This is a genomic window from bacterium (genome assembly GCA_021372515.1).
In the GTDB taxonomy this organism is placed as follows: domain Bacteria; phylum Gemmatimonadota; class Glassbacteria; order GWA2-58-10; family GWA2-58-10; genus JAJFUG01.
In genome coordinates, this window is the sequence record JAJFUG010000177.1 from 1 (window position 1) to 25,226 (window position 25,226).

Here is a 25,226-nt window from a genome sequence, read left to right on the forward strand (position 1 = left end):
TTTGGCGGGATGGTCGCCCCTCGCGCAGGGGCGTGGATTGAAACAAGCATGGCCAGCGGGGGCCTTGAGCTGCAACTCAAGTCGCCCCTCGCGCAGGGGCGTGGATTGAAACTCGAACGCAGGCCAGTCGTCCCAGCCTCGGCTTTGTCGCCCCTCGCGCAGGGGCGTGGATTGAAACGATTTCTTTGACAATGACCTGCCGGACGGCGCGGGTCGCCCCTCGCGCAGGGGCGTGGCTGTTCGACTGGAGGTTGGATTAAGAACAATCATGCAGAGCGCTCCCAGTGGCATGACCGCTGTTGTGGGTGAGGCATTGACACGCTATCTGCCTCCCCGCTTCCTCATTTGACTGTCTTTGACTCTACGCGCCATTTATCCCTGAAGCCTGCACCGGTGATCTGAATCAAGTCAGTCTCACCCCGTCTCCTCCTCAGTTTCATTCAAACATTACCAAATGGTAATCTTACGGCAATTTCCCGATAATTTGAATACCTTTATATTTATTACGATACCCGTTCGGTACTGTGGAGAACGGAAAGGCATTTTAACACGCGACGTTCAGTGATCCGGTGAGTCCGATGAGACCCATGCCTGCATGCTTTATCATCTGCCTAATGTTTTTGATTGCCTCAGGCCCGGGGATGGCCCGCGCCGAAACACTGATGGATTTGTACCGGGACGCTCTGGCGCATTACCCGTCCATCAGGGCCATGGAATTCCAGGAAAAGGCACTGCGGAGCGAAAAGACCGGCCTGGCCTGGCAGAAATACCTCAACCTGGACGGCGCGGTGGATTATTTCCACTTTTCCACCAGAGACCTGGGCCGCTACACGAGCGGAGACATCGGGCTGTTCAACACAATCGATCTGTTCAACAAGAAAGGTCTGGAGCGGACTGGCCTGGGCTACGAAATCCAGAAAAACCGCTCTCTGACCCGGATCCAAAAGAAAGACATTTTCAGCCAGCTGGCGGAGGCATACTACGGCGTGCTGTATCACAGTCGCCTGCTGCAGGTGCACACAGCAAGCCTGGCCTTGATCGAGAGGAATATCCTTCTGGCCAGCCAGGGGGTGGATAAGGGCGTGTTCCCGGCCACCGAGATCAGCCGCTGGACAGTGGAGAAGCTGAACTGCCAGAACTCGGTCCGTTCGGACAGTCTCGGTCTGAATAACGCAATCCGGGCTCTGCGCACCCTGACCGGCCTGGACAGTGTCGCTGTGGACAGCCTCGACACGGCCGGGCCGCCCGCTGTGAGTGAGACGGACCTGCTGGCACGTTCACCGGAGCTTGCGGTCCTGGAGCTGGAGAGGAAACAGGCGCTGCTGGAGGTCAGCCGGGAGAGCCGGGACCATCTGCCCGACCTGCAGGTGGGCAATTCCCTGGTCCGAAACCGCGAGCCGGGCAGCACCGGGGACCAGTATATGGTGTCGGCCAGTCTGTTGTTCAAGCTGTTCGACGGGGGCAGGCGCTACCGGATATCGGCGGCCAGGGCCCGTGCCGAGGCCGCAGCCGAGCAGGAGCGGGCCGCCCGGGCCGAGCTTGCCGATTTCTACAGCAGCCGGCTCCAGGAGATCGAGACCCGACGGGAGATGCTGACAAACCTGGAAACCGCCACACAGCTTTCCGATAACACCCTGGGAAAGCTGCTGGAGGGATACCGGCGGCGGTTTGTGGATTTTAACACCGTGTTCAACGCGTTCAGGGATGATGTCGCGCTGCGGGAGAATTACGAGAGCACACGCTTCGAGTACGAGAAACTCGGGCAGTTACTGAATCACCTGTCAGCCGGAGATATTTTCGAGTGAACAACAGGCGAATGATATGGACAGTCTCCGCCCTGGCGCTGACAGCGATCGCCGTGCTGGCGGTAGTGATGTTGCGCCGCGGGGGACAGTCAGAGGCGGAGCCGGAGCCAGAGCCGCTGGTGGAGGTCACTGTGGCCCGGCCTGCCGGTGTGATCGACACTCTGGTATTCAGCGCCCAGGGCCGGGTGGTCGCCCGGACGAGCTTCGCGGTCACCGCGCTGTCGGAGGGCAAGATCGGCCGGATGTACGTATCGGTGGGACAGCCAGTGGAGAAAGGCCAGCCGGTCGCCCGTCTGGAGAACACCGAGCTGGATCGCGAGCTTGAACTCCAGAAAGAAAAGCTGGAGCTGAGCCACGCAACAGTAGAGGCCCTGGACAGGAAAGTGGAGGACGCAGCCGAGATGCTCCGGCTCGGGATAATCTCCGAGAACGACAACGTGGCGATCAAACAGGAGCTGAACAACCAGAAAGCCCAGGCTCGGGACCAGCAGATAACGAGCGGCCGCCTGGAGGGACGGGAGAGAAATTACGTGGTGACAGCGGGCAGTTCCGGGTACGTGGCCGAGGTTCTTGCCGAACAGAGCTTCGTCACCTACGGGCAGACGGTGGCGCGTATCGTGTCGCCGCAGGATGAACAGGTGGAGGCCTATGTGCCGTACGGCGCACTGGAGCAGCCTCAGCCGGGCCAACTGGTCACGATCTCCTGCAACGGCCGGAGCGTGGCGGGAAGGGTCAGCCACAGCTATCCCTCGGCCGATGCCAACCAGCTCCGGGTGATAATCCGGCCGGAGGAACCGACGCCGCTGAACCTGGAGGTGACAGTGACTTTTCACCTGCGGACTGCAAAGGGGCTGCTGATCCCGAAGAGCGCGGTGGTGCTGGACGAGGACAAGCCAGCCGTGTTTGTGGTCCGGAACAATGTAGCCTACAGGAAATACATCACCGTGGAAAAAGACTACCTCGACCGGGTGGTGATCGCCGGCGGGCTGGGGCCGGATGAAGAGCTGGTCACCGGCAACGCCTATCTTCTCTCAGACGCAATGAATGTAAGGGTGAAATGAGGCGCTCGTTTTTCCTCTATCTGCTGAAGAACAAGATAGCAATCTTCATCGTGATTTTCATCCTCAGCCTCGTCGGGTACAAACTGGCCGGAAACATCACCCAGGGCGTGTTCCCCAACGTCTACTTCCCGCGGGTGCAGGTCACGATCGAAAACGGCTACGCCCCGATCCGGCAGGTGCTGTTCCAGATCACCAAGCCGGCCGAGGAGAGCATCAAGACCATCCAGGGCGTGGAGCGGGTGATCTCCACTACCTCGGTCGGCGCGACCGAGATCAATATCTATTTCACCTGGAGCACCGACCCCTACCAGGCCCTGCAGTTCGTGCAAGCCCGGATGGCGGAGATCAAGAACGAGATACCGCCCGAGGCCAAGGTGACAATCCTGCAGGCCTCGCCCGCCCGTTTCCCGATTGCTATGTACGCGATCGGCTCCGAGACGGCGCCCCGCAACCGTCTGACCGAAACCCTCTATTACCAGCTCCGGCCCGTGCTCCTTTCGGTCAAGGGAATGTACAACGTGGAGATACGGGCGCCGCAGTACACCGAGTACAAAATCGTACTGGACAACGAAAAGGTCAAAGCCTGCGGCCTGGACATGGACTCGGTGGTGCGGTTCCTGAAAGAGCAGGATGCCATCGATTTCCTGGGCCTGATCCGCGACTACGACCGTCAGTACGTGCTCTCGCTGACCCAGAAACCCGAGAGTATAAAGGACATTCCGGTACTCAAGATACCGCTGGCGGATGGCCGCTACGTGGAGCTTTCAGACCTGGCACTGACCATTGAGGACCACACTCCGGCCACCAGCATGACCGCGGCCAGCGGGTTCAAGAACGCCGTGGTGTTCAACGTGATCCGCCAGCCGGACGGCAACAGCCGTCAGGTGGTCCAGGCGGTTGACCGCATGGTGGCGGGATTCAACCGCAGCCTGGCCGGCCGGGGCATGCAGATACGGAAATACTACGACGAGACCCAGTTCATCGGCGAGGCGATCCGCAGCGTGGTGGATGCCATCATCCTGGGCACGCTGATCGCCTCGTTCATCGTCTTCCTGTTCCTGCGTAAAAAGCGCCTTTCCTTCTTCCTCCTGCTGATTGTCCCGATAATTTTCCTGGTCACGATAATCGGGATCAAGGTGGTGCATTTCGATTTCAACATCTTTTCGCTGGGGGGCATGGCCGCGGCGGTCGGGGGGCTGATCGACCACCTGGTCATTGTGATCGAAAACATCGAGCGCCACTACCGCCGCTCAGGCTCCAAGCAGGAGGCGGTGATCGAGGGCTCGCGCGAGATACTGCCGATAATGACAGTCGCCACCCTGATCTCGATCTCGATTTTCCTGCCGCTTCTTCTGCTCTCCGGGGTGGTGGGGGTGTTTTTCAAGCAGCTCGCTTTCGTACTGATTTCGACCTACGTAATCTCCCAGTTACTGGCCATTTTCGTCACCCCGATAATCGCCTATATCGCCCTGCCGGAGCATCCGAAGCCTGAGGGCGGGCGCTGGCTGGACACTCTGGCGGACCGTCACGAGGGGCTTTTGCGGCGTTTCCTGGGCCGGGCCTGGATCTCGCTTCCGATCACCGCGGTGGGAATCCTGCTCAGCGTCCTGCTGTACAAGGGCCTGCCGGCCACGTTCCTGCCCAAGTGGGACGAGGGGAATTTTGTGGTCGATATCGCGCTGCCGGCCGGGACCTCGCTTGAGGAGAGCGACCGCGAATTCCGGGACATCGGCCGGATAATCGACCGGGCGCCGGAGGTCGAGGGCTGGACGCTCCGGATCGGCAACTCGCTGGGCCATGTCTCCGAGCAGCCCAACGTGGGGGATTTCCTGGTCAGCCTGAAAAAGAAGCGCTCCCGCACGATCTACGAGGTGCGCGACGACCTTCTGAACCGGATCGGGACCCGCTACCCGCACCTGCTGGAGTTCGATATCCCGATGGTGCTGGAGGACCGCCTGGGCGACATCCTGGGCGAGGAGTCGCCGATCACGGTGGTGCTGTACGGTTCCGACCCCGACTCACTGGTCGCCCGGGGGGCCGAGGTGCGCGACACCCTCCGCGCGGTGAGCGGACTGGAGGAGGTGAACCTCAAGACCACCTACACCTCGCCCTTTATCGGGGTGAAACTCAAGCCGGATGCGGAAGCGATTTACGGGATTGATGTCAGCACCCTGTCGGCGCAGATCAACGCACAGTACTGGGGCGCCCTGGTGGGAAGCGTGATCCAGGGCGAGAAAGTCCTGGGCCTCAGGGTGATGCTGGACCGCCCGGACCGCGACCCGATCGAGTACCTGCGCCGCTCCCTGACAGTCTACTCGCCCCGCACCGGCCGTCAGGTGCCGCTCGGCAGCGTGGCCGAGATCAGCCTGGCCGAGAAAGTCCCGGAGATAACGCACTACGACCTGTCACCCGTGTCGGTGGTCTCGGTGCGGTTCAAGGGCAACGACATGACAGCGGCGGTGGAGAAAGTGCGCACCGCCCTGGCCGGCCTCGACCTGCCGCCGGACATCACCCCGGACATTTCCGGGTTTTACCGCGAGCAGCAGAGGACTTTCGGCGAGATGGCGCTGGTGATCGCGCTTTCCATCTTGATAATGTTCACCGCCCTGCTGTTCCAGTTCGGCAGCCTGCGCATCTCGACAATCATAATGCTGGGGCTGGTTCTGACCATGCTCGGGATATTCGCCGGGTTGCTGGTGACCGGCAAGCCGCTGGACATCACGGCGTTCATGGGCATGCTGATCGTGCTGAGCATCGTGATCAACAACAACATCCTGATATTCGACTACTACCTGATCCGCAGACGAAGCGGCGACAGCGAGCAGACGGCCATGCTGGGCGCGGTTCGGACCCGGTTCCGGCCGATTGTGATGACCATGCTGGCCAACGCTTTCGCTCTTCTACCTGTGGCGTTCGCCCTGGGCACCGGCACCCAGATAATCCAGAACCTGGCCATCTCGATCATGGGCGGCCTGACTTTCGCCATCTTCGTCAACCTGTTCGTGGTGCCCCTGCTGATGCTCTGGTGCGGCAGGACGTCTTTTTTTCAGCGGTTCCGGCCTGACAAGCATTAAAACTCAGGCTTGAGATCGTGTTGATACATCTTCTGCAGGCTGTATTTCTCCTTTCCTTTATCGACCTCCCCTCCCGACAGACAGAAAACCCGCCTTGAAACCGGGCCTCCGGGTCCACCCGGAGTGCTGCGAATGAGTTTGAAACGCTTTATGCATAGCTCGATAAACCTAACCGGAAGATTAAATTTTGGTAATACTCGAGTTGTGGATTAATGAGAGGCGGAAAGACGGGGCAGCGCGACAGTGAAACCGCTTCCCTTGCCGGGCTGGCTTTTTACCTGTATTTCGCCGCCGTGGGCGTGTACGATCGCTCTGACCAGGCTGAGCCCCAGGCCGTTGCCGGGAGTCGACCGGCTCTTGTCCACCCGGTAGAAGCGTTCGAAAATTCTGTCCAACTCTTTCTGATCCATCCCCATACCCGAATCGATCACGGAGATCAGCACCCGGTCGACCGTAGCGCCTGCGGTCAGTTGTACCTCCCCGCCTTCGGGCGTGAACTTGATGGCATTATCCACGAGGTTGGCTATAGCCCGCTGAAGGCGGGAAATGTTACCGGAAGTGAAAAAGGGTTCCTGCGGGAGCGACAACCGGAACCGGATATCCTTGCCCTCTGCGACCGGGAGAAAAATATCGTAGGCATCCCGGACAACCTCGTTGATGTTCACCGTGGTCCTGGCGGTGGTTTCCATCCCGGAATCCGTAGCCGCAATTTCGAGCATGGTGTTGATTATCTCCACCAGACGGTCGCTTTCCTCCACGACTACGCCGGCCATTTCCTGGTATTCCTCGAGGCTTTTCCCGTTGGTGAGTGTGGTCTCCGCGATCCCCCGGATCCTTGTTATCGGGCTGCGCAGGTCGTGGGCGATGTTGTTCGAGACATCTTTCAGCTCCCTTACGAGAACGCAGATGCGCTGAAGCATATCGTTGAAGGCCGAAACGAGATTTTCAATTTCCTCACCCTCGTTCCCGGCCGGCACCCTCTGACCGAGAGTCCCCCGGCTGATCTGGATGGCTGTCTGCGTGACCCTCTCCACACCCGCCATGGCCCGGCGGGCCATCACCAGCCCCAGAAATCCTCCGCATGTCATCATCAACAATAGGCCGACGATAAAAATATTCCTGTATCCCTCATATATCTCTTCATCATCTTCCAAGGAGGCGCCGAGGACCATGATATTGCCGTCTCCGATCTTTTTGTAAATTAATCTCACCTTATACTCCTGCCCCGGTACGGACAGGGTTTTGAAGCTGGCCTTGTCCGACAGATCGGCATATTTATCCGCAGTCAGACCAATCCCCTGCCAAGCGCTGAGATCGGAGGAGGCGAGGATTTGGGAGGAGGGAGACAGCAGAAGGTTGAAAACGCGTGATATCCCGTCGCCGGCCGCCTCGTCGACGAACATCCTGTTTGTTTTTATTAGTCCGTTTTCCTTGTAGCAGGCCTCGTATTCCCGCATGTTGTCGAGCAGCTCTTCATCCGCGCGCTGCCGCAGGTCCGAGGTCAGCATCGCAAAGATGAGTGAAAAAACCGTGATGGAAAAAGTGGCAAAAAGGGCCAGATACCACACGGTGAGGCGGAAAGTCACTTTTCTGAGAAAGCCACTATTTTTCTTCCAGAACATATCCCATTCCCCGGACCGTATGAATCATCTTCGTCTCTGAATCACGGTCGATTTTATCCCTCAACTTGCAGATCCGGGCTTCCACCACATTGGTCTGCGGGTCGAAATTATAGTCCCAGACATGCTCCATTATCATGGTTTTCGAAATGACGCGGCCGGGGTTCCGCATGAGATATTCAAGAAGAACATATTCACGGGGCTGAAGTAATATCTCTTTCCCGGCACGGAACACTTTCCTCCTGATCAGGTCGATGGACAAATCCCCCACGGTCAGGCTTGTCGGCTCGGAAACAGAATGCGTTCTCCGTATGAGCGCCTGTATACGGGCCAACAGTTCGGCGAAGGCAAACGGTTTGACGAGATAATCGTCCCCCCCGAACTCCAGGCCTTGAATCCGGTCGTCCACCGAATTCCTGGCGCTGAGTACGATGACCGGAGTCAACACTTTCCGTCGGCGGAGCTCTTTGATCAGCGTAAGGCCATCCAACCTGGGCAGCATGATATCGATCACAGCCGTGTCGTAGGATTCCACCAGAGCCCGGTTCAAGCCCTCTTCACCGTCCGCGGCGTGTTCTACCACATAGCCTTCCTGCTGCAGACCATTCTTTATAAACGAAGCCGTCCTCAAATCATCTTCAACCAACAGGATCCGCATTTTTTCTCCGATAGCGCTGTTGTACGCCATAAGAGCCTGATAGTGGAACTGGGCATTTCATATTAAGAGGCCGCGCCAAGAAAATGCAACCGTTTTTCTTGGCTGTTCTTGAACTTGATAATTCGTCCTGCTGCGGAGAGAACGGTGAAAAACAAAGGCTTTCCGGACCGATTTCACCGCCGATCCGGCAAACCTGATTCGATACAAGCTGATCCATATTCTTCAGAGCTGTAACTTAAATAGACCCAGGGAGGAGGCCTCGCTGAACCCCTCCGGCGGAGTGTAGTTCATCCGCATCACGTTGAGCCGGTCAACTCCTCCACCTGCAGCACCAGCCGCATCGCCCCCGGTGTGCCGATCCACCCGACTTAAGAATACTCCAGGCTGGGGTATTTCCACATTGGCCCAGAGGATAGTCCGGATTATCCGCGGGTCACCCTCAGGGAGGTGGTTGTGTGGATTCATCGGCGGGATCACACACTCCAGCGGAAAGCCGGCCAGGTCACGGTACAGGTGCTATAGAAGGCTTGTGTCGAACACCGACAGCCTCGCATGGGTCTCCAGCGCTCCCTGCACCAGGCGACCCCAGGCTTGTCCGGCTGTTGTCCTCGTTCCCCAGGAATGACTCCCCGACCAGACAGACATACTTGTCCTTTACCTTTGAAGTGTGCTCCGGGTGGCCGCAGCTGAACTCCAGCATCCCCTCCGGAACCTCGATCGTTGTCCGTCTGGAACCTTTGGGCAGCATCTCCATGTCGAACATCTGTGACGGACAAGAATCCTCGGATCTGTTGTTTTCCGCATTCTGATCATCAACGAACACCAATTCGTTGATGATAGTGCATCGGATGATGATTTCCACCTTGCTGCGATTTTTACTAAGTTATTATCAAACAGTTAAGCCCGGTTGCAGACATTCCTGATGTTTATTCCGTGCGCCAGCGAGAGTGTGTGTCAGCCGCGGGGCAATCCCTGGCCGCGGTGCAGATTGAAGACATAAGTCACAGGCCTGGCCGAGGCTGCATTCACTGGGCTTTGAGGTCAAGCGGCTACAGTGGCGAAGCCCCCCGGGCAAGCCGCCGCTTCGCACGCCCGGCAGGCAACCGGTCGGCGGCGCGGACGATGGATGGCACTCCAACCCGGCGCCCGCCCACCCTGTCAGCCGGATCAAGTCCGGTTCCACGGGAAACAAAAAAGCCGGGCCGAATTCCCGGCCCGGCTTTCAACCTCTTCCGGCAAACACTCACACCTTGGTCAGCGTGATCGTGCCGCCTTCAATCGACATCTCGAACTGATCGCCCTGCTTGAACTGAGGTTCGAGCTGGGCGCGGGGGATGATGAGCCCCATCTTGGTCAGCTTGCGGTTGCCGGTCGAGCGGGCGGACATGCCGGCCACCTGAAGGACCTCGCCCTTCTCGATCATCACATCGGCGAGGGCAACTTTAAACGCGGCTTTATTTTTTATTCCCAACTCGCTCATTATCGCCTGGGCGCTTTTGCCGGCTTTCACAAGCTTATACAGTTTTGCCTTGTCTATACCTTTTCCTCTGGGCATTGTAACCTCCTGTGATTGAATGATTGACAAATCGTCTTAATATTAATATTGAATCTAAATTCAATATATGCTAACAGAGAGAATAATCAAACAAAAATCTTCATATTTGAAGATGCGTGTTAGCGCTGAATGATTTCTATCTTGACAATATGGAACGATGTGAATGTGTTAAAAGTAATCAACTTGTTGAATAGTATTGAATCGATAGGGAAAGCTGTGTTTATCTGATGCCGCTGTAGACGGGCGTGCCATTATCATTGCTTAACGCGGCGCGAAAATACCGTTCCGGGCCTCGGACTCCTTATTCAAGTCATGCCCTTGGGATTATAATCGAGCCGGGGCCGAGGCGGCGCCTGAAGCGTGGGCCGAAGGGATGCCGTCAGAAGCCCCGCACCTTTGGAATGCCTGTAACGGCTTGTCGTCTGTGGGATGCATCCCTATCCTAAAAACTGCCGGGCAATATCAGCCGTTCGGATGTAGTCCTTGCTTCCGGGAGCAAATGCTGCCGGCTTGAATTACTCCGTTTATCGCTGTCGAATGCTATGAACAGGCGCAGGTGAGATGCCGAGGAAACAGAAAGCTGCGAACCAGTCCACCGGCCTGACGGTCGCGGGGAACCTCCGCCCGCACCGACCGATGCGATCCTGGAGAGTATCTCCGACGGTGTTTTCACCGTAGAGGCAGACTGGCGCATAACCTCGTCTAACCGCGCGGCCGGGGAGAACACCAGGATCAGCCGGTAGGACGCCCTCGGCCGCCTGTGCCCGGAGGTGCTGCGCTCCAGCATGTGCGAGAGCGAGTGCGCCCTGCGGTGCACCCTCGGTTCGGGCCGTCCGGTTATCGGCAGGGCCTGCTACATAATCGACGCGGAGGGCGGGCGTATCCCGATCAGCATCTCCACCGCGGTGCTGCGGGACTCAAACGGGCAGGTGATAGGAGGGGCGGAGACGTTCCGCGACCTGAGCGAGAGCGAGTCAAGGACTTGGGAGATTTTCCCGGGTCCTTTTTCTTTTAGTGCAATCAATCATCCCCACACCATACCCCACAAGCCCGGAGTATTCCCAAGGTAAACACGGTCTGTATGTGGACTGATCCAAAGAGGTTCTTCCGATCCGTCCAACCTGTCCGGAAGTCTTGCCCACAGGGCGGGTTCGCCGTCCCGACAGGCAGGCGTTCCCGCCCGATCTCTCTTATGCGGAAACCTGGAAACGATCGTCACCGGCAGTAAAAGATGGGGCTGGGACCGGTCAAGATCGTACGCCTCAACGCCCGGCCTCAAGACCAAACTTGACTTTATCCAGGACTGCGATTTTAATAAGACTGCCCATAAGCAAAGAACAGCCTCATCCGGTTGTATCACAATCTCCGCCCGTGTCTTTTTTCAGTTCCGCCGGCAACCGGTGTTTTTTTTGTTTCCATGGAACAGATCAGCGTTATCGAAAAATGGTCTGATTATTGCTTTATGTGAGGTTGTCGCCGTGCCTTCCGTGAAATTTCATCCTGAACTCGAGAGAACCTTTTTGCGCTTCCTCCAGGTGCCTTTTATACCCGCTTTTCGGTGGGTTTCAACCTTGCTTCTGTTCACCCTGTTATCGCCTTCGGACCGTCCGCTCTGCAGCGAGCCTGCGGATTGGCGTTTCTTTCAGGCGCCGCAGGGCGCCGAGGAATCTTATATCTCTCATGTGACAATCGGACCCGGAGAGAGAATCTGGATTACGCACGGCTCGACAAGAACCGCGAGCTGGATGGACGGTTGGCCGGACGAGAACGGTAAACTTGTTTTTCCTTTCCCCTCTCCCGGTCAGTTCACGACAATAAAGGAAAACAGTCAGGGACAACTGTGGTCTTACACTCCGGGAGAAATAAAGCTATTTCTGGGAAGCGGATGGGTGTCTTTCTTTGCCGAACCCGGACAAGTCGAGAATAAGTACCCGGAAATATATCATATTTTTCCGAAAGACGTTCCATTCCTACCGGGGGACAAAGACCGGCTTTATTATCTGACGGGGAAGGGTCTGGTTCTATTTGACGCCGCTGAGCAGCGATGTATGGAACTGTTTCAATCCGACCAGACCGGGATTGGTCCTTTTCTGGACCTGACCGGATCCCGGGAAGGCCGTTTTTGGATTACCGGCAACCGGGGGATAGGCCTGTACGACCCGCACTCCGCTTCCCCGGAACAGGCTTGGCAGGAATTCCACACCCCCTGGGCTGAATATGCTTCGTTCCGGTCTCCGGTCGAGGGCGGCAAGGGGGAACTGTATATTGTCGCCGACAATATCAAAAAAAACAAAAAGGATTTACTGGTTTTCGAAAACAAGCGATGGATGAGAAAAACCGGGTATTCCGGTTCCATAGACATCGGCTGGCCAGGGATTAAGGACAGTTACTGGATAATCAATGACAATGGCGATCTTTACAGGATTTCAGCGGGGAAAGGCGAATCGAAAGAGGCGGCTGGAGTATTATCGGGTAACATAAGCAAAGAAGTCGCTCTGGATGAAAACGGAGTGTTCTGGCTGGCTACCAGCCGCGGCCTGGCAAGATACACGCCGCCGCTCTGGCAGATGCCGCCCGGGCTGGATGAGGAGCTGACAAGATGCCACGCTATCTACGAGGATTCCTCCGGTAATATCTATCTGGCTGCGGACAGGAACGTGTTGGTGTATGATGGCCGACAATGGCGGAAGTTCGATTTGCCCAGGGGAATCACGAGCATCGACCGTATGCCGGTCACCCTGTTCTCTCTACCTGGCAACAGGGTGGCCGTTTTTTTCCCGGGGAAACGAGGGTGCTATTTGATCTCGCCTTCCGGATTGAGCCGGCTTCCCTATCATGATCCGAATCCTCCGGTTAAAGACGGGGAAAGAATTCCTGACATGATTTTTCCGGGCTTCAATCATAAAGCCTGGCTTTCAACTGTCTGTGAAACAGATTCTCCGATTCAAAGGCTTGAGGTTTTCGACGGTGAGGTATACAAACCGGTCATCACCCTTAAGGAACCCTATGAGATAATATGTTTTCTTGAAGCTTCAAACGGTGTTATCTGGAGTGGATCATCCGTATCGGAGCACGGACTGGAAATTTTCCGGAATGGCAGGCTCGAGAAGGTCGGGCCCGAGCAGGGCTATTCAGGGGGAGGAGTGTTTTGCTTCCACGAATTCGAGGACGGTAAAATCTGGGCGGGCGGACGGAATGAGATTTTCGAATTCGATGGCAGTAAATGGTCCCTGGTCCGGAATTGGGGCCTGGACAACGTTTATTCGATCCACGGCCGCAGCTACGGCAGCAAATGGGTAGCCTCGACAACCGGCATCCACCGGTATTTCAAGGGAACATGGGTCACTTACACCTCGGAGGACGGGCTGCCCAACACGGCAGCGAACTTCGTCTTCGAGGACAGCCATGGTACGGTCTGGGCCGGAACGACTCAAGGCGTGAGATGCTTTCATCCTGAAGCGGATTCGGATCCGCCCAGGACTTTGATCAGCAAGCGGGACAACCTGGAGGAAATATCTCCCTCCGGGGAAACCAGGCTGGTTTTTTCAGCGGTGGATAAATGGAATTTCACCCGGCCGGAAAGACTGTTCTATTCCTACCGGTTGGATGACCAGGAGTGGTCCCCCTTCAAGACCAGCACTATTGCCTGGTTGAGCAACTTGTCCTCCGGGCCTCACACATTCGAAGTCCGGTCCATGGATGTCAATTACAACTGCGACCTTTACCCGGCGCAGTTCCATTTCAAAGTGCTGCCGCCCTGGTACCGGGAAACCGGGTTCGTGCTTCTGGCCACTGTGGGGAGCATTATGATTATCGTTCTCCTCGGTTACGCCATTCACCGTCATTTTACTCTGGAAAGACTGGTCCTCGAGCGGACCGACGAACTGCACCAGGCCAACGTGCAGTTGACCACGGAACAGGAGAAACTGCTCAACGCGCTGCAATATGAAAAACTGCTGGCCAGGGTCTCCTCCCGCCTCAATTCCACGGACGACTTTTTCGGAATCCTCGACGACTTGATGGAAACGGTAGGGGAGGAATTGAATATCGGCGGGGTGTTGCTGTACAGGCTGGAGCCGGAACCGGCAACAGCCTCGGTAATCGGGCAGTGGTTCAGAGAGCCTTTGCATCCCGGAGAAACAAGCTCTTTTGCCCTGAGCCGCAGGGAACTTGACCCTTTCGGCAAAAGACTGGCTGAGGAGGGAGAGATACTCATATCGGATTTTTCTGATTTGAACGCGAACCTGAGGCATGCTTTGCAGCGGGGTAATATCGGCCGTTTGCTGATCCTTCCCGTGGGCACGATGGACAGGCTGATGGGATTCATCTGCTTCTGCCAGAAAGAATCACCCCTTGCAGAGCTTTCCGGAAACGATATTTTCAAAACCATCGCCGATATCATTGCCAATACCTGGGGCAGATATGCCCAGTTCCAGGCCCGCCTGGAGGCGGAACGGCAACAGAAGGAGGCTTTGCAGGTGGCGGAAAGAGCCTCCCGGATGGCCTCGATAGGTGTGATTTCGGCCGGGATCACCCATGAGATCAACCAGCCCCTGAACGATATCAAGGTGATCGCGGACAGCCTGTTGTTCTGGAACAAGCGGAACCAGGGCCTGATCCCCCAGAAGTACCGGATGTGGCTGCAATCCATCTCGGGCAGCGTTAACAGAATTACCGAAATCATCAAGCAGATGCGATCGTACTGGATATCTCCGGACAGGACGAAAGAGGAACAGTTCAGCCTTCAGGAGGCGGTGCGCGAGGCCGTTTCGTTGATCGGCACACAGTTGGCGACTCACATGATCCGGCTCGATGTGGTGGGGGACGACAGCCCGCTGAAGCTCAGGGGGAACAAGATAAACCTGGAGCAGATAGTCCTCAACCTGGTGGTCAACGCGATGCACGCCTTGGATACACTGGAAAAAAGGGATAAAAGAATAACGATTGCTCTCTCTTCCAACGGCAATTTCGCCCGGATGGAAGTGCGGGACAACGGGCCGGGTATCCTCGAGGGCGCGGGCAGCAAGCTATTCGATCCTTTCTATACTACAAAAAGGGATGAGCAGGGGATGGGCCTGGGCCTGGCGATTGTCAAACGGTTCTGCGAAGGTTTCGGAGGAAGGGTGAAAGCCGGCAACACGGAAGACGGAGGGGCCTCTTTCGTGGTGGAAATCCCTCTTTACAACGGTCACAATCCCACGGAGCGTTCATGAATATCCTTTTTGTCGATGATGAGCCTCTGGGACGCGATGTGCTGGCGGACCATCTTGAGAATCAACTGGGACACCGGGTGGTCCAGTGCGATTCAGCGGAAAAGGCCCTCGAGATATTCAGCCGGGAACATTTCCCTCTGGTGCTTACCGATATCCGCATGCCGGGGATGGACGGGATCGAGCTCCTGAACAGGATAAAAGAAATGCCTCAGGGCCAGGGGACGGATATAATCCTGATCACCGCCCACGGAGACATGACCACGGCCATAGCTGCCCTGCGGGCCGGGGCCTACGACTACCTGAACAAACCGATCCAGCTCGAGGAGCTGAACTCCGTGGTCGACCGGGTGGTGGAGCATCAGGCGCTGATCAGGGAGAACTACGAGCTTACAAAGCATTTCAAGGAAAAGGTGAAAGAGGCGACACGGGAGACGGAGTCCAAGCTCGAGCAACTCCGTCACACCTGCGCCGACATCGACGGCATCGGTGAGATCGGGATTTTTTCCAAGGCCATGGAAGAGGTGATGACTTTGGCCCGGAAAATGAGCAAGGACAAGATGATCCCGGTCCTGATCGAGGGAGAGACCGGCACGGGAAAAGAAATAGTGGCCCGCATGATTCACTACGGAGACAAGGGACGCTCCACTCCGTTTGTGGCCATCAACTGCCCGGCCATATCGCCGAGCCTCTTTGAAAGCGAGCTTTTCGGTTATGACGGGGGGGCTTTCACCGGCGCCAAGAAAACCGGACAGATCGGAAAGTTCGAGCTGGCCCAGGATGGGACTGTTTTCCTGGATGAAATCGGTGACATGCCCAGGGAGATGCAGCCCAAACTGCTGCGCGTGCTGCAGGAACGGAATTTCTTCCGGGTGGGCGGGCTGCGCAAGATCAACCTGGAAGCCCAGGTGATCTGCGCCACGAATCATGACCTCGAGAAACTGGTGAAGAGAGGCCGTTTCCGGGAAGACCTGTTCTACCGTCTGAACATGTGCCGGATTTTCATCCCACCGCTACGGGAGAGAAAAGAGGAAATCCTGCCGCTGGCCCGGATGTTTCTTTCGAGATACGCCGGGAGACGGGGACGCCGCTTCAGGTCGATCGATCCGGGCGCCGAGAGGATTCTGGAGAATTACTCCTGGCCCGGAAACGTGCGCGAGCTCCAGAACATTGTCGACATGGCGGTCCTCCTGAACGACGCACCCGAACTGCGGCAGGAGCATTTCTCTTTCAGGATCGCCGGCAGTCAAAGGCAGTCCGGCGCTCCGGCCAGCCACGAGGCCGTCGATTCCTTTTCCGTTCACTTGCCGAAAGAGGGGCTCAGCCTGGACGAAATCGAGGCCCAGGCCCTGAAAAAGATCCTGGCCCTGTTCAAGGGTAACAAAACCAAGGTCGCCTCCTATCTCGGAATAACCAGATATTCCCTGAGGAACAAGTTGAAAAGACTTTCCCGGTATGCGGTCGAAGAAAAACCCTGACTGCGGGAAAGGCTTCAACACCGCCACAACGGGCTAAATAATAGCCGGCTAAATTATGTCTCGCGGCTAATTGTTAGCCACCATCCCGTCGTGCTCTCTTGTCGTCTATCATCAATTACATCAGTGAATTAATCGATATCCTGCTGCTGGTATCCTTCTTGTATTGCTCCTGCCAGATGTTTCCTGTTTTGCCCCCCGGGCCGTAGGGAACAGCGGGTTAAATCGCCCTTGACCACCAGGTGACAGAGAATGGCTCGCAGGGGAATGCCTTTCACAAAGAAAATAGTCCTGATAGACGACGATCTCGAATTCATGAAAATCGTGGCGGATACGCTCGGTTTGCTTGGCTATCACTCCCTCCTTTTCCAGAATCCCCGGCAGGCGCTGGAGACTGTCCAGCAAATCGAGATCGGTCTGGTCATCACGGATTTCCACATGCAGGAAATGACCGCGCTGGATGTGATCAAAGCGATTAAGACTCACGATGCAAGCATTCCGGTGATTGTGGTCACCGGGGACCTGAGCCTGGAGACCGAAAAGGCCTCGATGCAGAGAGGAGCTTATGCCTATATCTATAAACCCGTTGATTTCAACAAGCTTATAAGGTTGACTGCCAAAATTTGCGATAAAACGAAAAAACGACAAGTGGATTCACTGTGAGTTGATGTCCCGCCTCTTTTGTCGGGGACTTGTTCTCCGTCTGGCGGGCTCGAAACGGATGAAATGCCGCCGGGACCGATCCGGTGGCGATAGCGGGAGAGGCTGCCCGGGACGACAGTCCCGGGCAGCCGGCTAACCAAACGGAGAAAGGAGCTGCCTATAAGCGCAGAGTGGTGAATCTGTGTGCCTTAGATCGAGCCATATCGTGTGCACCATCAGGGAACTCCTTCGCCGGACGGTCGACGCGAAGGAGGATTCTTATTTGGAGGGCGATCTATGTTGAAACCAACGAAGTTGAACTTCCTGTGCGTAATCGCGGCCTTGCTGTGTACGTGCTCAAGCCTGATGGCTCAGTTGAGCACGGTGAAGATCGAGGGGATTGTCCGTGACAAGGATACGGGCAACCCTATACAGGGGGCGCAGGTGTCTGTTGAGGGCACCCGGCTGGGCAATGTCACCAATACCGACGGTTACTATTTCATTCTCAGCGTCCCGCCCGGCCGCCAGGCCATCACCTTCACCTACACCGGCTATCAGAAGCTGACCATCAAGGACCAGTTGCTGCTGGCCGGCCAGACCGCCACCGTGAACGCGAATCTGAGTTCCACGGTGGTCGAGATGCAGGGGATCACGATCGAGGGTGAATCCGAAATCCTGGTGCCCCGCGACAACACGGTGACAAAGCAGCGCCTGACCGCCACTGACATAGCCGAGACCCCGGCCACGAGGCTCGAGGACATGATGGTCCTGCAGGCCGGAGTGCAGATCGGCGGACGTGACGCAGCGGGGCGCGGCCTGCGCATCCGCGGCGGCCGTCTGGGCGAGGAAGGCATGGTTGTGGACGGGATCATGGTCCGCAACTACACCGCAAATCCCTTTGCCAACGGCGCGAGCTGGGTTTTCGAGCAGGAGATCGGCTCCACCAGCGAGGACGCCACGCCGCAGGAATTCTCGGTTGACGCGGTGGAGCAGGTGGATATCATCACCGGCGGGTTCCAGGCCGAGTACGGCAATGTCCAGTCCGGCATAATCAACATCGTGACCAAGGAAGGCGGCCCGGACTATCGCGGGAGCCTCCGTTTCACGACTGACGAGCAGCAGCCGCGCACCTCGGACTGGGGCTACAACCAGGTCCAGGCCAGTATCGGCGGCCCGGTCCCGCTGGTCCCGAACATGTATTTCCAGGGTTCCGGCGAAATCCAGGGCCAGGCCGACCGCACCCCGACCCATGCGGACGAGGGCTTCCGCGGCGTGAACCAGGATTTCGTCGACCGCATGAACGAGGCTATCCGCAACGATTCATACCTGAGCAAGCTCGCCACCCCGCCGTACAACCTCGACATGTTCAAGACCGGCCACGCTTTCTACGCCTCCAAAACCGGAGTGCAGGCCTCGCTGTTCTCGCCCGGCAACCCGGTCCGCCTGCCCGGCAACTGGGGCGACCGCACGCTGAGTTCGGGCAAGATCACCTATTCACCCGTCAAGAACCTCAAACTGCTGGTTTCGAACAACTGGACGCGCAACCAGATGTCCTACCCCTGGGGCTGGTCGGGTGAGGGCAACTATTTCCAGAGCGGGGTGATCGACCGGACCACCGATTTCTATAACCGCTACATATCGGCGTCCTGGGAAAACAGTCCGTACTGGGCGAAGGGCTTTGACCGGTTCGTCGTCCCGCAGTCTTTCGGACGCCGCAGCCGGACGAATACGACGCTCCTGGGGGCAGATTGGTTCTTCTGGCAGAATGCCTCGCGCAGCGCCAACCTGCAGTTCCGCTACATGCGGTTGAACACCCAGGAAATCAACTCCTCGAGCCTGAGGACCAACTACGAGCGCGACACTTTCCTGAGCTGGTCCCCGCACGACATCCAGTTCGAGGTCGAGACCTATCCGAACAAGGAAAACCCGCTGCTGCCGGAAAAGAAGCTGGCGTACCTGCCCAACGGCAACGAGGCCTGGCTGCAGGGGCAGTACTATGAAACCGCCTTCGCCATGGAAACCATGTCCGTGTACTACCTTTCGTACCGTTATCTGAAGGAGCAGCAGGATAACTACAAGGTGGACCTGGATTTCCAGATGAACCGCACCAACCGCGCGAAGATCGGTTACCAGTACACCGGGATCAACAACGACCAGTACAGCATCATTTACTCGAGCCCTCTGCGCGACCCGCGCAACGAGTTCCACTACAAGCCGCCTATCTATGCGGCTTACGTGCAGAACCGGACCGACCTGGGTGATTTCGTGTTCAACTACGGCCTGCGCTATGACGGTTTCCAGCATAACGCGAACTGGGGGTTGACCGCTTCGAACCAGTACGGTGACAGGTTCAGTCCGCATGCATTCCACGAATGGTCGCCCCGCTTCGACGTCGGGTTCCCGGTGACCGACAAATCGCAGCTTCGTTTCAGCTACGGTGTGTTCTCGCAGCTTCCCACCCTGGCCCTGATGTTCGACCGGGCCAATCCGGGCGGACTGGAATACAGCCGCACGGACGCTTTCGAGAGCGGCCTGAGCTACCTGGTGAACAACGACCTGATGCTGGATGTCGTGGCTTTCTACCGGGATGTGGACGGGAACGTGGCCCAGAAGACCTTCTTCCGTGACTACTACGCCTGGCACGAGCAACTGCGCAGCCGCGATTGGATCGAGGGCTACACCAACCGCGACAACGGGAATATCAAGGGCGTGGATTTCAAGCTGGCCAAGCGCTTCTCCAAAAACTACTCCTATAACCTGATGTACACCCTGCAGTTCAGCCGCACCACCGGAAGCGCCTACAACAGCAGTCCGTCGATAGACGCCTCCACGAACGAGATTTTCACGCCCCCGGACGAGCTGCGCCCCATCGACGGTGACCGCACGCACAAGTTCACGGCCCAGTTCAACTACCTTGTCCCGCAGGATTTCAAGGCCGGGACTGTCTACAACAAGATACTGAGCAACGTGCGGGGTTACGCTCTCTTTTCGTTCCAGAGCGGCGAGCCGCTCCTGAAACGCGGCAACGGCTCCGGCTATACGAAGCAGGAGGATGCGGCCCTGACGAGCATGTGGGACGGTTACAATTTCTTCCGCGGCCGTTGGTACACGAACATGGATATCCGTCTGTCCAAGGCTTTCAGGCTGGGTCGCACGCGCCAGGTGTCGGTCTTCGGAGAGGTCTTCAACCTCCTGAACCGCCGGAACAACTCACAGTATCCCACCTACGGCGGCTACGAGCAGTCCGTGAAGACCCAGAACGCCGGACTGGACCTGGTCTGGGATGATCTGACCTCCAGCGATTCCAGGCACGTTCTGTTCAACAGCGATTTCAACGGCGACGGGATCCTGAGCCGGTCCGAAGCGGTGTTGGGCGCCTATGCCGAAAGCATGCTCCAGAACACAATGGATAAGCGCATCTGGGGCACGGCGCGTCAGATCCGCATGGGAATCGATTTCTCTTTCTGAGCCGGACCTTGAGACGGCGGAAAGGTTTCGCTCGGCTTAATTGTCAGTGAGAAACAGTGGAGATTACTATGATGCGAAATGGCATTATTCTGGTTACACTCGCGGCGATTCTCGGCCTGACGGTCTCACCGTCCCAGGCTGAGATGCTGTCGAGCCGGTTCTCCACCGGGAACAATGTCGGATTTCAGATACAATCGAGCGGTTGGGGCGGTGCGTTTCACAGCACCAGCGTCCAGTTCCCGCGCGGTTCCGGCAACTACATGGGCAACGACAACTGGAATTTCGTCATCTGCACCACCCGCGATTTCAACGGCGACGGTCTCCCGGAAGACACCTGCATGCAGCAGGACGGACGCAACGATGTCAGCGGCTGGTGCTCACCGCTGCCGGAGTGCGAGCAGTACCTCGCCGAGACATTCGCGGCCGGCGATGACAATCTGGAAGGCCCGACGCTGTCTAAGTACCGGCAGGTCTGGAGCACCAAGGATGCGGACAACCTGCTGGACTGGCCGATCGAGGCGCGCGAGGGGTTTTCTCCCAGCGGAGCCCCGATAGTCCACGGCGCGGAGACCATGTTCGTGCACACGGGCGATGCGCTGCTGACCTGGCTGAACAACATTTCCACCTGCAGTTATATCGGGATCAGCGCTTATTTCCTGGACTTCGCCGAGGGGAATAACATCGTTTTCCTGCATTACCTGGTCGGCAATTCTTCGATGTATGCCAAATACCACAGTAACAGAGGGATTAAAGCGTCGAACCCGGATCCGAGAATCATGAACAACCAGGACGGCTGGACCTGGAAAGGCGTGATGGTCTGGGAAAGCCGCCAGATGAATTTCGGCGGTGATGGTGATATCGCCTGGGGTTATCATCCGGAGAAAGAGATCTGGATGACTTACTCCGAAAAGCCCACTCTCAGCACCTACACCCCCCAGTATCCGTTCCTGGTGGGCGGCAAGATGCTGAAACCGCCCATGTACAACGGCGAATCCGCCCGGATGACCAACCTGATCCATTCCGGCTCCGATTTCGGGTTCAAAGCCGGACCCGACATGTATTACAGCGCGGTCTCTCCGGAAGGCAAGAAATACCGGATGGGAAGGGGTTTGGTGGACGAGTGCGCCCCTTATTTCCTGGGCACGGTCAGTCCCTGGACCGGACGGGAGGGGACCGGCACTCCGGGTGTGCTGCAGCCCTCGGATGCGAATTATTCCAAGTGGCTCTGGGGGGCCAGCAACTGGAGAGACGTGGCTTTCTATTCCGAGCTTCACGACGTCACGTCGCGCGACACGTTCTCCTTCGATTACGCCTACATGTTCTGCTATCCGGCCACTTTGCCGCTGCAGCTTCCGACCAAGACAGTGGACAACATCATCTCCGGTTATATCCAGGAAGCGTTCAAGCCCATGGAGCAGTATGCCGAGGTGGCGCAGTCGGTGCACGATGGCGGGTACATCCTTCCGACCGCTCCGCTGGTGCCTGAGATGACCATCATTCCCGGTGACCGCCAGGTCACGCTCACCTGGAGCGATATCGATGTCCAGAGCCCGGACCCGTATTACACTTTCCTGCAGGCGAACAACCTCGACCCGAACAACCATTATGTCGAGTACGATTTCGAGGGTTTCCGTCTGTTCCGCAGCTATGTCGGTCCGAACGACACGCACAGCGAACTGCTGATGGACTGCAACAAGTCGTCCAACAACCTGAAGTTTTTCTACGTGGACAAACTTGCGGACGACCGTCTTTACAGCCGCATGAAGAACGGGATGAAGGTCTGGTACGCGCTGGTGCCTTACGACAAGAATTACGACCCGGCCACAGGCGCCCAGTTCAGCCTGCCGGATGCGGCCTCGGGCAAGGTCTGGAACCGGACCGGCGTACCGGGGCTGTACAACGTGATTCCGCGCTCCGATGCCAGCAATTTCAAGGCGGCCAGCATCGCCAGCGTAAACTACATCCCGGCGGATGGCCTGGAGCGCCAGGACGCTTTCATTTACACTCTGGCCGGCGACGGAACGGGCAGGATCGTTGAAGACCCGTTGCTGCTGGCGCCCGCGATATCCGCGATGAGTTTCATTCCGGTGAACAACGAGCGGATAACGCAGGATAAAACTCTCTACATCAAGTGCGTAAGCTATGACAAGTACTGGAACTGCTCGGGCCGGAACACCACGGGCGGCATGAGGGGGCTGGTTCTGGTGGACGGCAGCTACGAGACCCCGGAGTTTGATCTCTACGGCGGCAAGACCAACGATCAGACAATCACTTTCCAGGGCCCGGTCGATGCTGTCGGCCTCAATTATGCCATGGATGTGACCTTCACCAGCCTGATAACCCAGGTTTCGAATAAGACCACCTCCTACATGGAAGCAGGGGCGGACACCGCGCGGTTCAAGATCACCATCCCCAATGTCGCCGATTGCGCAGGTGTCGCGTCCAGACCCAATCAGCCGCCGAGCATGGTGTCCCTGACCCGGAACGGAAGGTTCTCGGTGACCTGGAAGGATGCTGGAGGCGGCAACTTGACCCTGGAGGTCAAGGACCTGACACGCAACCGGGCCGTGCCGCATGCGGACTACCCGGATCAGGACGGCTGGGGTTTCCAGACCAAGGAAGGTTTCGGCGCGAATATCGGCGCCAACAACAAACGCGGCACGTATTTCGACGAGGCTTTCGTCGCCCTGCTGCCGTTCAATGAGCGTACGGTCAAGATGCCGGAGACCATGCCCGCCGATAACATTGAGCATTTCGGGTTGTACCTGAACGGCATCCTGTGGCGTTTCGACCTCGCAGGCACCAACGGCGACGGCGTGGATGGAATCACGATGCCGCTGCCCGGCTCGGTTTGGACCGTGACCAACGTTTTCGGAAGCTGGAACAGCGACAAGACCGTGTTCACGCAAGTCCCCGAGCTTCCCGCTGTCGGCGACAAATGGGAGATCAAGATCGACCGGAGCACGCTGAATCCGGAGGACGCCGACCTGAGTAGGATCAAGGCGGTCCCGAACCCGTACATCGCCAGCTCGTTGCTCGACCTGTCGGCCACGCAACGCCGCATCGATTTCGTCAACCTGCCGGACCGCTGCACTATCCGTATCTTCTCGATGGGCGGCAACCTGGTCAACGTGCTCAACCACATCGGGGCGAACCGTTCCGGCTGGGGGAATTACACCGACTGGGACCATCTGACCGTGAACGAACCCAAGGTCATGACCGGTTTCGACAATCACAGTGGAAATGAACCGTGGGATCTGAGGAACCGTTTCGGACAGACGGTCGCCAGCGGCCTCTATTTCTTCCACGTGACGGATTCGCGGGGCAAGACATTTACGGGCAAGTTCTATATCGTCCTTTAACAGGATCAACACCTTGAACTTGAACGGGATCTTTCCCCGCTGCCTATACGGAGGTTTGATAATGATAAGTAAAACGGCCATACGAGCCATGTTCACGGCCTGTGCGGTCCTGACACTGGTGGCGGCCGGCCTGCAAGCGCAGGGCGTGGGCCGTCAGGACTACTCCGGGCTGGATAAGTACATCGACCAGGGGCGGATGGACAACTCCTCGTTTGTCGGAGTCCGCGCCGCGGAGTTCCTGACCATCCCGGTGGGAGCACGGGGTATCGCCCTGGGCAGCGCCTACACCGCGGTCACGGACGATATCAGCTCGATCTGGTGGAACCCGGCCGGTCTGGGATTCCTGCGTAACCGCGAAATGATGCTGAACGTAGTCGACTACACCCTGGACCTGACCTACAGCTATGCTGCCGCGGCCATGCCGTTTGCCGACGGTAAGGTGGTGGTGGGCGGGTTCTTCGGTTACCTCGACATTCCGGACATGGAGATCACCACGATCTCCAGCCCCGAGGGCACCGGAAGCACGTTCAACGCCTACGATTTCCAGATGGGCGGATCGCTGGCCTACAATTTCTCGGATCGCTTCGTCGGCGGCCTGAGCGCCAAGTACGTGCATCAGGACGTGTGGGGCAACCTGGGCGCCAACGCGTTCGCCATTGACGCCGGTGCGATCTACCACACCGAGTTCATGGAGCGCGAGATCCGTTTCGCTTTCGCGATCCAGAACCTGGGCACCAACATGACCATGAACGGGCCGGTGCTCCTGGAATCCGTCGGGCCACAGAGCCTCCAGACCGGCAACCTGCCAGGCGGCTATGAGGATTATCCCAACGATCCTTACGCCATGAGCCGCCGTCTGGACCGGGAGGTTTTCTTCCGCACCCACACCTACCGGCTGCCCACGACGATGAAGATCGCGCTGGCCTACAACCTTTACACCGGCGAGAAGATGAACTGGATGGCCTCCGCCGAGCTCTGGCGTCCCAGCTACATTCCGCTTTCCTACGCCACCGGCACCGAGATAAACTACAACTTCAATCCGGCCATTTCGGCGGCCCTGCGGCTGGGCTGGCAGATCCAGACCGACGAGTACACCGAGGATAAGGACCAGATGGGTTACGAGTACCTCGGGGATGATCCGACCTGGCGCGGGTTCAGCGTCGGAGGCGGCGTGCAGCGCACGATCGGCGACATGATCCTGCGTTTCAACTATGCCTGGAAGAACAAGGGTCGGTTGTCCGCGGATAACTTCTTCTCCGTGTCCTTCGGGTTCTGACCTTTCTGCAGCAACTTGAAA

At 57.5% G+C, this 25,226-nt stretch carries 12 protein-coding genes, 1 pseudogene and 1 CRISPR repeat array; of the genes and pseudogenes, 10 read left to right on the forward strand and 3 right to left on the reverse strand.

Annotated elements, in window-relative coordinates:
- Positions 1-12 precede the first annotated feature (12 nt).
- Positions 13-244: a CRISPR direct-repeat array (repeat unit 32 nt; unit sequence GTCGCCCCTCGCGCAGGGGCGTGGATTGAAAC).
- A 418-nt stretch (positions 245-662) separates the two neighbouring features.
- The 3 genes from LLH00_16170 to LLH00_16180 are packed head-to-tail and all read left to right on the forward strand — an operon-like array spanning position 663 to position 5,940.
- Positions 663-1,805, forward strand: coding sequence for a TolC family protein (locus LLH00_16170; GenBank protein MCE5272816.1), 1,143 nt, complete (start codon positions 663-665; stop codon positions 1,803-1,805).
- Complete coding sequence (locus LLH00_16175) at positions 1,802-2,866, forward strand: efflux RND transporter periplasmic adaptor subunit (protein MCE5272817.1); 1,065 nt, start codon at positions 1,802-1,804, stop codon at positions 2,864-2,866. Before LLH00_16170 ends, LLH00_16175 begins: the two co-directional genes overlap by 4 nt.
- The gene (locus tag LLH00_16180; GenBank protein ID MCE5272818.1) at positions 2,863-5,940 is read left to right on the forward strand and encodes an efflux RND transporter permease subunit; all 3,078 of its coding nucleotides are present in this window, start codon (positions 2,863-2,865) and stop codon (positions 5,938-5,940) included. The genes LLH00_16175 and LLH00_16180 overlap by 4 nt, the downstream gene beginning before the upstream one ends.
- 209 nt (positions 5,941-6,149) lie before the next feature.
- Here LLH00_16180 and LLH00_16185 read toward each other — a convergent pair whose 3' ends face one another.
- The 3 genes from LLH00_16185 to LLH00_16195 form a co-directional block, all read right to left on the reverse strand.
- A complete protein-coding gene (locus tag LLH00_16185; protein ID MCE5272819.1) occupies positions 6,150-7,562 on the reverse strand; it encodes a HAMP domain-containing protein in 1,413 nt (470 codons plus the stop codon).
- Positions 7,543-8,217 (reverse strand): response regulator transcription factor, encoded by a 675-nt coding sequence (locus tag LLH00_16190; protein MCE5272820.1) that lies wholly within the window; start codon positions 8,215-8,217, stop codon positions 7,543-7,545. The genes LLH00_16185 and LLH00_16190 overlap by 20 nt, the downstream gene beginning before the upstream one ends.
- A 1,243-nt stretch (positions 8,218-9,460) precedes the next feature.
- Entirely contained in the window at positions 9,461-9,772 is a 312-nt protein-coding gene (locus tag LLH00_16195; protein ID MCE5272821.1) for a hypothetical protein, read from the reverse strand.
- A 641-nt stretch (positions 9,773-10,413) separates the two neighbouring features.
- Between LLH00_16195 and LLH00_16200 the strand changes: the two are divergent.
- From LLH00_16200 to LLH00_16230, 7 genes and pseudogenes are all read left to right on the forward strand, one after another.
- Positions 10,414-10,749, forward strand: a pseudogene (locus LLH00_16200) (PAS domain-containing protein).
- A gap of 594 nt (positions 10,750-11,343) precedes the next feature.
- A complete protein-coding gene (locus tag LLH00_16205; protein MCE5272822.1) occupies positions 11,344-14,985 on the forward strand; it encodes a GHKL domain-containing protein in 3,642 nt (1,213 codons plus the stop codon).
- Positions 14,982-16,460, forward strand: a complete 1,479-nt coding sequence (locus tag LLH00_16210; GenBank protein MCE5272823.1) for a sigma-54 dependent transcriptional regulator — start codon at positions 14,982-14,984, stop codon at positions 16,458-16,460. Before LLH00_16205 ends, LLH00_16210 begins: the two co-directional genes overlap by 4 nt.
- 249 nt (positions 16,461-16,709) lie before the next feature.
- Positions 16,710-17,120: a response regulator gene (locus LLH00_16215; protein MCE5272824.1), complete on the forward strand. Its 411-nt coding sequence runs from the start codon at positions 16,710-16,712 to the stop codon at positions 17,118-17,120.
- A 345-nt stretch (positions 17,121-17,465) separates the two neighbouring features.
- A complete protein-coding gene (locus tag LLH00_16220) occupies positions 17,466-20,567 on the forward strand; it encodes a TonB-dependent receptor (protein MCE5272825.1) in 3,102 nt (1,033 codons plus the stop codon).
- A 68-nt stretch (positions 20,568-20,635) separates the two neighbouring features.
- Entirely contained in the window at positions 20,636-23,929 is a 3,294-nt protein-coding gene (locus LLH00_16225) for a hypothetical protein (protein ID MCE5272826.1), read from the forward strand.
- Positions 23,930-23,990: 61 nt separating this feature from the next.
- Positions 23,991-25,205, forward strand: a complete 1,215-nt coding sequence (locus LLH00_16230; GenBank protein ID MCE5272827.1) for a PorV/PorQ family protein — start codon at positions 23,991-23,993, stop codon at positions 25,203-25,205.
- Positions 25,206-25,226 lie beyond the last annotated feature (21 nt).

Excerpts from the sequence above, each read along its gene's own strand:
- LLH00_16195 (MCE5272821.1), bottom strand. The coding sequence starts at position 9,772 with ATGCCCAGAGGAAAAGGTATAGACAAGGCAAAACTGTATAAGCTTGTG.
- LLH00_16190 (MCE5272820.1), bottom strand. The coding sequence starts at position 8,217 with ATGCGGATCCTGTTGGTTGAAGATGATTTGAGGACGGCTTCGTTTATA.
- LLH00_16220 (MCE5272825.1), top strand. The coding sequence starts at position 17,466 with ATGGCTCAGTTGAGCACGGTGAAGATCGAGGGGATTGTCCGTGACAAG.
- LLH00_16185 (MCE5272819.1), bottom strand. The coding sequence starts at position 7,562 with ATGTTCTGGAAGAAAAATAGTGGCTTTCTCAGAAAAGTGACTTTCCGC.
- LLH00_16230 (MCE5272827.1), top strand. The coding sequence starts at position 23,991 with ATGATAAGTAAAACGGCCATACGAGCCATGTTCACGGCCTGTGCGGTC.
- LLH00_16210 (MCE5272823.1), top strand. The coding sequence starts at position 14,982 with ATGAATATCCTTTTTGTCGATGATGAGCCTCTGGGACGCGATGTGCTG.
- LLH00_16215 (MCE5272824.1), top strand. The coding sequence starts at position 16,710 with ATGGCTCGCAGGGGAATGCCTTTCACAAAGAAAATAGTCCTGATAGAC.
- LLH00_16180 (MCE5272818.1), top strand. The coding sequence starts at position 2,863 with ATGAGGCGCTCGTTTTTCCTCTATCTGCTGAAGAACAAGATAGCAATC.
- LLH00_16170 (MCE5272816.1), top strand. The coding sequence starts at position 663 with ATGGATTTGTACCGGGACGCTCTGGCGCATTACCCGTCCATCAGGGCC.
- LLH00_16225 (MCE5272826.1), top strand. The coding sequence starts at position 20,636 with ATGATGCGAAATGGCATTATTCTGGTTACACTCGCGGCGATTCTCGGC.